This window comes from Streptomyces sodiiphilus (assembly GCF_039529215.1).
GTDB lineage: Bacteria > Actinomycetota > Actinomycetes > Streptomycetales > Streptomycetaceae > Streptomyces > Streptomyces sodiiphilus.
Genome location: NZ_BAAAMJ010000044.1, coordinates 68,299 through 77,084 on the forward strand (window position 1 = coordinate 68,299; position 8,786 = coordinate 77,084).

General features: G+C 70.1%; 10 protein-coding genes. All 10 read left to right on the top strand.

Annotated features, from left to right (window positions below; all coding sequences use genetic code 11):
* Window positions 1-113 precede the first annotated feature (113 nt).
* Entirely contained in the window at window positions 114-1,571 is a 1,458-nt protein-coding gene (locus ABD299_RS19135; protein ID WP_344264026.1) for an MFS transporter, read from the top strand.
* 182 nt (window positions 1,572-1,753) lie between these two features.
* Entirely contained in the window at window positions 1,754-2,929 is a 1,176-nt protein-coding gene (locus ABD299_RS19140; RefSeq protein ID WP_344264028.1) for a trans-sulfuration enzyme family protein, read from the top strand.
* A 100-nt stretch (window positions 2,930-3,029) separates the two neighbouring features.
* On the top strand, window positions 3,030-3,527 hold the full coding sequence (locus ABD299_RS19145) for a MaoC family dehydratase (RefSeq protein ID WP_344264030.1): 498 nt from the start codon (window positions 3,030-3,032) through the stop codon (window positions 3,525-3,527).
* A 45-nt stretch (window positions 3,528-3,572) separates the two neighbouring features.
* Window positions 3,573-4,412: a class I SAM-dependent methyltransferase gene (locus tag ABD299_RS19150; protein WP_344264032.1), complete on the top strand. Its 840-nt coding sequence runs from the start codon at window positions 3,573-3,575 to the stop codon at window positions 4,410-4,412.
* Window positions 4,409-5,458, top strand: a complete 1,050-nt coding sequence (locus tag ABD299_RS19155; protein WP_344264034.1) for a class I SAM-dependent methyltransferase — start codon at window positions 4,409-4,411, stop codon at window positions 5,456-5,458. Before ABD299_RS19150 ends, ABD299_RS19155 begins: the two co-directional genes overlap by 4 nt.
* Window positions 5,459-5,495: 37 nt before the next feature.
* Window positions 5,496-6,386, top strand: coding sequence for a diiron oxygenase (locus ABD299_RS19160; RefSeq protein ID WP_344264036.1), 891 nt, complete (start codon window positions 5,496-5,498; stop codon window positions 6,384-6,386).
* A 51-nt stretch (window positions 6,387-6,437) separates the two neighbouring features.
* Window positions 6,438-7,286, top strand: a complete 849-nt coding sequence (locus tag ABD299_RS19165) for a class-II aminoacyl-tRNA synthetase family protein (protein WP_344264038.1) — start codon at window positions 6,438-6,440, stop codon at window positions 7,284-7,286.
* Between the two features lie 52 nt (window positions 7,287-7,338).
* Window positions 7,339-7,755, top strand: coding sequence for a holo-ACP synthase (locus ABD299_RS19170; RefSeq protein ID WP_344264040.1), 417 nt, complete (start codon window positions 7,339-7,341; stop codon window positions 7,753-7,755).
* 13 nt (window positions 7,756-7,768) lie between these two features.
* Entirely contained in the window at window positions 7,769-8,011 is a 243-nt protein-coding gene (locus ABD299_RS19175; protein ID WP_344264042.1) for an acyl carrier protein, read from the top strand.
* A 1-nt stretch (window position 8,012) separates the two neighbouring features.
* Window positions 8,013-8,786, top strand: a 774-nt coding sequence (locus ABD299_RS19180) for an S-adenosylmethionine synthetase N-terminal domain-containing protein (protein ID WP_344264044.1), incomplete at its 3' end; no start/stop codon positions are given.

Sequence of the window (8,786 nt, forward strand, 5' to 3'; positions counted from 1 at the left end):
GGTTTTCATCCATTCGGGGAGGAGGTGAGGCGGCACCCTTACGTACCCCCCAGGGGTATGCTATGTTTCCCGGCATGGTATACCCCCCAGGGGTATTGTGGGAAGGAAGAGAGATGTCAACCGTCAATCCCCGGCGCTGGTGGGGCCTCATGGTCCTGGCCACCGCTCAGTTCATGGTCATCATGGATGTGTCGATCGTCGGCGTGGCGCTGCCGGAGATGCAGCGAGATCTCGGCTTCACGCAGGGCGATCTCCAGTGGGTCATCAACGCCTATGTGATCGCCTTCGGCGGCCTGCTGCTCCTGGGTGGCCGGCTGTCCGATCTGCTCGGCGCCCGGAAGGTGTTCACCGCCGGATGGATCGTGCTCATGGCCGGTTCGGTGATCGCCGCGGTGGCGACGAGCCCCGGTGCGGAGATCCTGGGGCGCGCGGTCCAGGGCGTCGGCGGTGCCTTCATCGCACCGGCCGCGATGACCCTGCTGATGATGCTGTTCAGCCACGACCCGAGGGAACTCGGCAAGGCGATGGCCGTCTACGGCGCGGCCGCACCCGCCGGCGGCACCGCCGGTGTCTTCCTCGGCGGCGTGTTCACCGAGTGGATGAGCTGGCCGTGGATCTTCTGGATCTATCTGCCGATCGGCATCGCCACGCTGCTCTTCACCGGCCTGCTGCCCGCCGTCGACAGCCGCCGCGGTTCGGTGGACTGGCTCGGGGCCGTGGCCGTCACCGGCGGTCTGGCGCTTGCGGTGTTCACCGTGGTCCGCACCGAGGACGAGGCGATCGGCTGGGGTTCGGCGCAGACCGTGCTCGGACTGGGCGGTGCCGTGCTCCTGCTGGGTCTGTTCCTGATCATCCAGCGGACCATCAAGGTTCCTCTCATGCCGCTGAGCATCTGGCGCACCCCCCGGCTGGCCTCGGCCAACCTGGCCATGGTCCTGCTGGGTGCGGCGTGGATCCCGATGTGGTACTTCCTCAACCTCTACCTGCAGCAGGTGCTCGGCTACGGTGCCTTCGCCGCCGGTGCCGCGCTGCTCCCCATGACCACGCTCCTGATGGTCGTGATGGTGGGCATCACCGCCCGGCTGATGGGCCGTTTCGGCACAAAGAACCTGCTGACCGGCGGACTCGCCGTGCTGGCGCTGGGCCTGGTGTGGCTGTCGCGGGTCGAGCCGACCGGCACCTTCGTCGTCGATGTGCTGCCCGCCTCGCTGGTGGCCGCCCTGGGCATGGCGCTGGCCTACATCCCAGGCCTGATGGCGGCCATGTCCGCGGCTCCGCCGGAGCAGGCGGGTCTGGCCTCCGGCATCGTCAACACCACCTACCAGGTGGGTTCCGCGCTGGGGCTGGCGGCCATGACCGCCGTGGCCACCACCATGGGTGCCTCGCAGCTCGGTGATCTCCCCGCACTGACCGAGGGCTTCGGTGCCGGCTTCCTCGGTGCCGCCGGGATCGCGTTCGCCGGAGCCGTCCTCACGGCTGTGTTCATGCGCGGCGACCGGCCCGCACCGGCGGGCGGGCCCGCCGAGGGGTCCGGCACCCCCGGCACCCGGGGTGAGCAGGTCGGCGTATGACCCGTGGGCTGCCCCGAGCTCCGCGCGACTGAGCCCGACCGGACCGCTGTACCACCTGGGGGCCGTCCCGCGCCGTTCACCGGCGCGGGCGGCCCCTTCGCCGTTCCGGGCCGCCCCGGCGCCGGGGCGGCCCGCCTGTGCGCCGCTTCCCGCGTCCACCAACGAGACGAACGAGGTGACCCATGCTTCATCCGCAGACCCGCGCCGTGCACGCCGGAAGGCCGGCGTCCCCGGCCTCCGGCAGGCCGCTGAGCACCCCCGTCCACCAGTCCTCCGCCTTCGCCTTCGACTCGGCCGACGCGCTGGCCCGCGCGATGGCCGGTCCCGAGGGCGAATTCGTCTACAGCCGGCGCGGCAACCCGACGGTGGCGGCGCTGGAGGCGGCGGTGGCCGGCCTGGAGGGGGGCGCCGCGGCCCTGGCGACGGGCTCCGGTATGGGAGCCATCAGCGCCGTGCTCCTCTCCCTGCTGCGACCCGGCGACCACGTGGTGGCCCAGCGCTGTCTCTACGGGGGTACTCACGCCGTACTCCGGGATCTTCAGGAGCGGTTCGGCGTGGAGGTCGACCGGATCTCCGGCGACGACCCGGCGGAGCTGGCCGGTGTGCTGCTGCCGGAGACCCGTCTGCTGCTGCTGGAGACGATTGCCAATCCGACCGCCCAGGTGCCGGACCTGCCCGGCCTGATGACCGTGGCAGGCGAGGCGGGCGTGGTCTCGGTGGTGGACAACTCCCTCGCCTCTCCAGTGCTGTGCCGTCCCATCGAGTTCGGCGCGGACATCGTGGTGCACTCGGCCACCAAGTACCTGGCAGGGCACTCCGACGTGATCGGCGGGGTGGTGGTCTTCGCCGACCGGGAACTGCACGGCGAGGTGTGGCAGCGGGCTGTGGAGCTGGGGTCCACCGCCGCCCCGATCGCGGCCTGGCTGACGCTGAGGGGCATCCAGACGCTGCCGCTGCGGATGCGTCAGCACTGCGAGAACGCGGGTCTGCTGGCCGGACGGCTGTCCGGGCATCCGGAGGTCACGGCCGTGCGGTGGCCGCTGCTGCCGCACCATCCTTCCCACGAGACGGCCCGGCGGGTGCTGTCCGGGGGCGGCGGGATGCTCTCCTTCGACCTGGCGGGGGGACGGGAGGCCGGCCGCCGCTTCGTGGAGTCGGTCCGCGTCGCTCAGCTCGCCCTGTCGCTGGGGGGTGTGGAGACGCTGGTCGCCCACCCGGCGAGCACGTCGCACCGGGAGCTGGACGCGGCGGAGCTGCGGGCCGCGGGGATCGGTGAGGGCACGGTACGGATCGCCGTGGGCATCGAGCACCCGCAGGACCTGTGGTCCGACATCGAGAACGCCCTGAAGCTGTCCTGAACTCGCAGTAGATTTGGGTTGACAAAAAAAATGGCTCGCCAATACCTTGGTGTATGACAAGCATGATGGTCCGATCGAACCCTGAGGCGAAGGGGGAGCCATGCGCTACTTCGAGGACTTCCGGACCGGCGACGTGCACGACCTGGGAACAGTCACCGTCTCCGAGCGGGAAGTCGTCGAGTTCGGCCGGCGCTTCGATCCGCAGGTGTTCCACACCGACCCCGGCCTGGCCCGTGAGACGCCCTACGGCGGGCTCATCGCCAGCGGCTGGCACACCGCCTCGCTGTTCATGCGCCGCTACGTCGAAGGCCTGCTGGCCTACAGCCACTGCACCGGTTCGCCGGGAGTGGACGAGATCCGCTACCACCGCCCGGTGCGCCCCGGCGACGTCCTCACCGCGCGCGTCGAGATTCTCGGCTCCGGGCCGTCACTGACCAGCCCCGGCACCGGCATCGTGCGCCCGCGGTGCACGCTGACCGATGACGGGGGCACGGTCGTCTTCAGCATGATCCTGCACAGCATCTTCCGGCGCCGGCCGGCCTCGGCCTCCGTGTCGATGCCCGCCGGCCAGGACCCGGTGCACGCCGCCCGCGGCTGAGTGCCGGCCACCCACCGCAGAGCCCCCGACCGAAGGGAACCTCCCGTGGAGGCTGTATCCCGTACTGCCCAGTGGACCGCCGCGGCCCGTGCTCTGGAGAGCGAGCGGGCCGACCGGCTCTTCCACGATCCCTACGCCCGCACCGTCGCCGCCGGCACCGGATTCGACCTGCTGGACCGGTATGCCGGAGCCGGAACCGTGCCGTTCCTGGCCATCCGCACCACCTATCTGGACCGCGCGATGCTGGCCGCCCTCCGCGAGCGGGAGATCCGGCAGGTCGTCATGATCGCCGCGGGGATGGACACCCGCTGCTTCCGGCTGCCGCTGCCGGACGGCACCACCGTCTACGAACTGGACCGCCCCGCCCTCCTGGAGGCGAAGGAATCGCTCCTGGACGGGACACCCGTCCCGGCCGGCCGCAGCCGCCACCCCGTGCCCGTGGACCTCACCGGGGAATGGACCGGCTCCCTGAAGGAGGCCGGCTGGCGCAGCGAGGAAGCCACCCTCTGGGTCGTGGAAGGGCTGCTGTTCTTCCTCCCCGAGCCGGCCGTCCGCGCGCTGCTGGCCACCCTCGCCCAGCACAGCGCCCCCCGATCGGTGCTCGCCGGGGACGTCATCAGCCGCACGGCCCTGCACAACCCGCTCTCCCGTCCCTTCCTGCGCGCCCTGGAGGAGGACGGCAATCCCTGGCTGTTCGGCACCGAAGAACCCGAGGACCTCCTGACCGAGTGCGGCTGGCAGGTGCGGGAGGTCAGGCAGCCCGGCGACCCCGGCGCGGACTTCGGCCGCTGGCCCTACGACGTGCAGCCGCGCTCCGTGCCGCGGGTGCCGCGCTCCTTCCTGTTCACCTGTGACATGCCCAGCGACGAGGAGACAGTGCGATGACCGACCCCACGGACTTCCATCAGCAGGTGATCGGCGACGCGGCAGCCGCGGTCCGCGGTCTGACCGTGGCGCTCGGCGAGCGGCTCGGCCTCTACCGGGCCCTCGCAGCGCACGGGCCACTCACGCCGGCCGAGCTTGCCGGACACACCGGTATCGCCGAGCGCTACGCCCAGGAATGGCTGCACGCCCAGCTCAGCGCCGACTACGTCGAGCGCGACCCGCTGGCCGACGCCTACCGGCTCCCCGAGGCTCATGCCGCGGTTCTCGCCGACCCCGGCTCGCTCACCTACAGCGCCGGCTTCTTCACCGCCCTCAAGGCCCTCTACGCCACCGAGGACCTGCTCGTCGAGGCCTACCGGACCGGCGAGGGGGTGGGCTGGGCCGAGCACGACGCGGCCCTGGACACCGGCATGGGCAGCTTCTTCCAGCCCATCTACCGGCACAAGCTGATACCGGAGTGGCTGCCGGCCCTGCACGGGGTGACCGACAAGCTGCGGGCCGGCGGCAAGGTCGCCGACGTGGGCTGCGGAGTGGGCCACACCACCCTGCTCATGGCCGAGGCGTTTCCGCAGGCGGTCATCCACGGCTACGACTACTCCGAGGAGGCCATCGGCATCGCCCGCAGGCTGGCCGAGGACGCCGGCCACGGCGACCGGGTGGTCTTCGAGGTCGCCTCCGCCGACGACTTCCCCGGCCAGGACTACGACCTGGTGACCTTCTTCAACTGCCTGCACGACATGGGCGACCCGGTCGCGGCGGCCCGGCACGTGCGCGGCTCCCTGGACCCCGACGGCACCTGGATGCTCGTCGAGACCAACGCCGGCCCCGAGCACGTCACCGGCGGCGCCGGCCCGGCCGCGCGCATGTTCATGAGCCTGTCGGCCGTCATGTGCCTCCCCGTCGCCGTCGCCCAGCGCGGGCCGCACGCCCTGGGCAATCACTCCGGGGAGCAGGCCTTCGGAGGCATCGCCAAGGAAGCCGGCTTCAGCAGGTGGAGGCGTGCCACCGAGACCCCCGTCAACGCCGTCTACGAGGTCCGGCCCTGACTCCCCGCCCCGCCACGAGCACCAGGAGGACACGTCCATGCCCGTCGCAGCCCTGCCCGTCACCGACCGCTTCAAAGAGGTCCTCGACCGGCTCAGCACCAAGTCGATCGAGGACTACTACAACCCGTACCAGCAGTTCGACTGGCCGGACCGGCTGGACGAGAACCGCCTGTGGATGAGCCCGGAGCTCCTGACGCCCTACGGCACGCGGCACTTCGAGGAACTCGGGGAGGAGACCCTCATCCGGCTCTCCAAGTGGGAGAGCATCAACTTCTACAGCCTGAACGTGCACGGCATCAGGGAACTGCTCATCGAGGTCGTCAACCGCATCCACATGCCCGGCTTCGAGGTGCCCTCGGACTTCTTCCACCACTTCATCGGTGAGGAGAACGAGCACATGTGGTTCTTCGCGGAGTTCTGCCGCCGCTACGGAGGCAAGATCTACTCCTCCACGGCCATGCGCGCCGAGTCCGACTGGGAACCCGAGGTGGAGAACTTCCTGGTCTTCGCCCGCATCCTCTTCTTCGAGGAACTGGTCGACCACTACAACAGCCGCATGGCGCAGGACGCGTCGCTGTGCGACACCGTGCGCCAGGTCAACCGCATCCATCACCAGGACGAGTCCCGGCACATCGCCTTCGGCCGCGAACTGGTCACCCTGCTGCACGACCGGATGCGGGAGCGCATCGACGAGGAGCGCTGCCGGGAGGTCGAGGCCTACCTCAAGCGGTACGTGGTCTTCAGCGTCAACTCGCTCTACAACCCGCATGTCTACCGCGACGCGGGGGTCCCCGACCCTCTGGGGCTGCGCAACTCCCTGGTGGCCGACGAACTGCGACGCCCCATCGAGCGGCGCATCATCCGCAAGCCGCTCGCCTTCTTCCGCCGCACCGGCATCTTCTCCGACGAGGAACTGCCCGTCGTCTGAGCACCGTCCGCCCCTCACCCTCCGACCACCATTGCGAGGTGGCACCAGAACATGTCCGCCACGACCGACATCCTGACACCGGCGGCGGGTCTGCACGCTCTAGGCTCCGAGGCGACCGCCCTCATGCGGCTCCTCGACGACACCTTCGAAAGCTGGGGAGTGGAGGCCGGAGCCGACGCGGTGACCATGCCGCCGCTGCTGCCGGCAGCCGATCTGGCCCGGCTCGACTACTACGAGAACTTCCCCCACCAGGCGGTGGTGGCAGCGCCGCTCGACCTGGAACGCACCAGCAGTTCGCCGTTCTGCTGCGACACAGGCTGCTTTCCGTGCGACGCGCTCCTGCCGGCCGCGCTGGGACTGCCGTCCGCCGCCTGCTACGCGGTGTATCTGGAGAACCGGAACCGCCGGCTGCCCGGCGACACCCTGGTGACCGTGTGTTCCTGGTGCTTCCGGCAGGAAGCCCGGTACGAGGGGCTGCGGCGCCAGCTCTCCTTCCGGATGCGGGAGATCGTCGCCATCGGCAGCAAGGAACACGCTGACGAGCACCTGCGGACCTTCACCGAACGGATCACCGCGTTCGCCGCCGCACTCGACCTGCCGCTGCGCCGGGAGGCGGCCTGCGACCCCTTCTACGACAAGGGCGGAGCCAAGGCGGTCCTGCAACGACTCGTCCCGGTCAAGCACGAGTTCCTGTTCGAGGACCTGGCCATCGCCTCCGTCAACACCCACCGCAACTTCTTCGGCGACCGGTGCTCCATCACCCTGGAGTCCACCGGCGGGCCGGCCTTCACCAGCTGTGTCGCCTTCGGCCTGGAGCGCTGGCTCTCGGCCCTCGTCCGCCGGCACGGAGGCTGGGACGAGGCGGCCACCGCCGTCGTGCGGGCCAGGTCGGTGCACTGAGGTGCCGGCCCGACCCACCGCGGCCAGCGGTCCGGTCTGGGCGAATCTCGGCATGGACATCGTGTCCGCGACCCGGGTCAGAGGGCTCCTCGACGATCACGGCGAGACCTTCTTCGGGCGGATGCTCACCCCAGCCGAACTGGCCGACTGCCGAAACTCCACCGGACTCGACGTGCTGATCCTCTGCGGCCGGATAGCGGCCAAGGAGGCGGTGTTCAAGACCTTCCGGGTGCGGGACCGGGTCCTGCCCTGGCGCGACATCGTCATCCGCCGCTCCACCGGCGGCTGGCCGCTGATCGAACTGCGCGGCTCGGCAGACCGCATGGCCGCCGAGGCGGGCATCGCCGAGATCACCGTCAGCATCAGCCACGACGTGGACTACGCGGTCGCCGTGGCCGCTCCCGTCCTCGGTGCCCCCGGACCGCCCACCGGGCCACCGTCACCCCCTTCCCGACCCGACACTCAGTAGTGAGGAGCCTGCCATGGCCGACGGTATCCAGCAGATCAAGGACTGGATTCTCAAGCGTCACCCGGACCGCGACGACATCCCCGCCGAACTCGATCTCATCGAGCACCGGCTGATCGACTCGCTGTCCTTCGTCGAATTCGTTTTCCACCTGGAGCAGATCAGCGGACGGCCCATCGAGATGGAGACCCTGGAGGTCGACGCCATCCGCTCCCTGAAGGCCATCGAGGACAACTACTTCCGGGCAGAGGTGAGGTGACATGGCCGCAACAGGAAGGCTGTTCACCTCCGAGTCGGTCACCGAAGGCCACCCGGACAAGATCGCGGACCGGATCAGTGACACCGTCCTGGACGCCCTGCTGCGCGAGGACCCCGGCTCCCGGGTGGCCGTGGAGACTCTGATCACCACCGGCCAGGTGCACATCGCCGGCGAGGTCACCACGACCGCCTACGCCCCCATCGCCGCGCTGGTCAGGGACAGCATCCTGGAGATCGGCTACGACTCCTCGCAGAAGGGGTTCGACGGCGCCTCCTGCGGGGTGTCGGTGTCGATCGGGGCACAGTCCCCGGACATCGCCCAGGGCGTCGACACCGCCTACGAGAGCCGAGTCGAGGGCGAGGAGGACGAACTCGACCGGCAGGGCGCCGGGGACCAGGGCCTGATGTTCGGCTACGCCTGTGACGACACCCCCGAACTCATGCCGCTGCCGGTGCACTTCGCACACCGTCTGGCCCGCCGGCTGACCGCGGTCCGCAAGGACGGCACCATCCCCTACCTGCGGCCGGACGGCAAGACGCAGGTGACGGTGGAGTACGACGGGGACAGGGCCGTCCGCCTGGACACCGTCGTGGTCTCCAGCCAGCACGCTCCCGACATCGGTCTGGAGACTCTGCTGGCCCCGGACATCCGTGAGTTCGTGGTCGAACGGGAGATCCGGGAACTGCTGGACTCCGGCGTCAAGCTGGACACCGAGGGGTACCGGCTGCTGGTGAACCCGACCGGGCGGTTCGAGGTGGGCGGGCCGATGGGGGAC

Coding starts and splice junctions, on each gene's coding strand:
- ABD299_RS19135 (WP_344264026.1), top strand. CDS start 114: ATGTCAACCGTCAATCCCCGGCGCTGGTGGGGCCTCATGGTCCTGGCC.
- ABD299_RS19140 (WP_344264028.1), top strand. CDS start 1,754: ATGCTTCATCCGCAGACCCGCGCCGTGCACGCCGGAAGGCCGGCGTCC.
- ABD299_RS19145 (WP_344264030.1), top strand. CDS start 3,030: ATGCGCTACTTCGAGGACTTCCGGACCGGCGACGTGCACGACCTGGGA.
- ABD299_RS19155 (WP_344264034.1), top strand. CDS start 4,409: ATGACCGACCCCACGGACTTCCATCAGCAGGTGATCGGCGACGCGGCA.
- ABD299_RS19160 (WP_344264036.1), top strand. CDS start 5,496: ATGCCCGTCGCAGCCCTGCCCGTCACCGACCGCTTCAAAGAGGTCCTC.
- ABD299_RS19165 (WP_344264038.1), top strand. CDS start 6,438: ATGTCCGCCACGACCGACATCCTGACACCGGCGGCGGGTCTGCACGCT.
- ABD299_RS19170 (WP_344264040.1), top strand. CDS start 7,339: ATGGACATCGTGTCCGCGACCCGGGTCAGAGGGCTCCTCGACGATCAC.
- ABD299_RS19175 (WP_344264042.1), top strand. CDS start 7,769: ATGGCCGACGGTATCCAGCAGATCAAGGACTGGATTCTCAAGCGTCAC.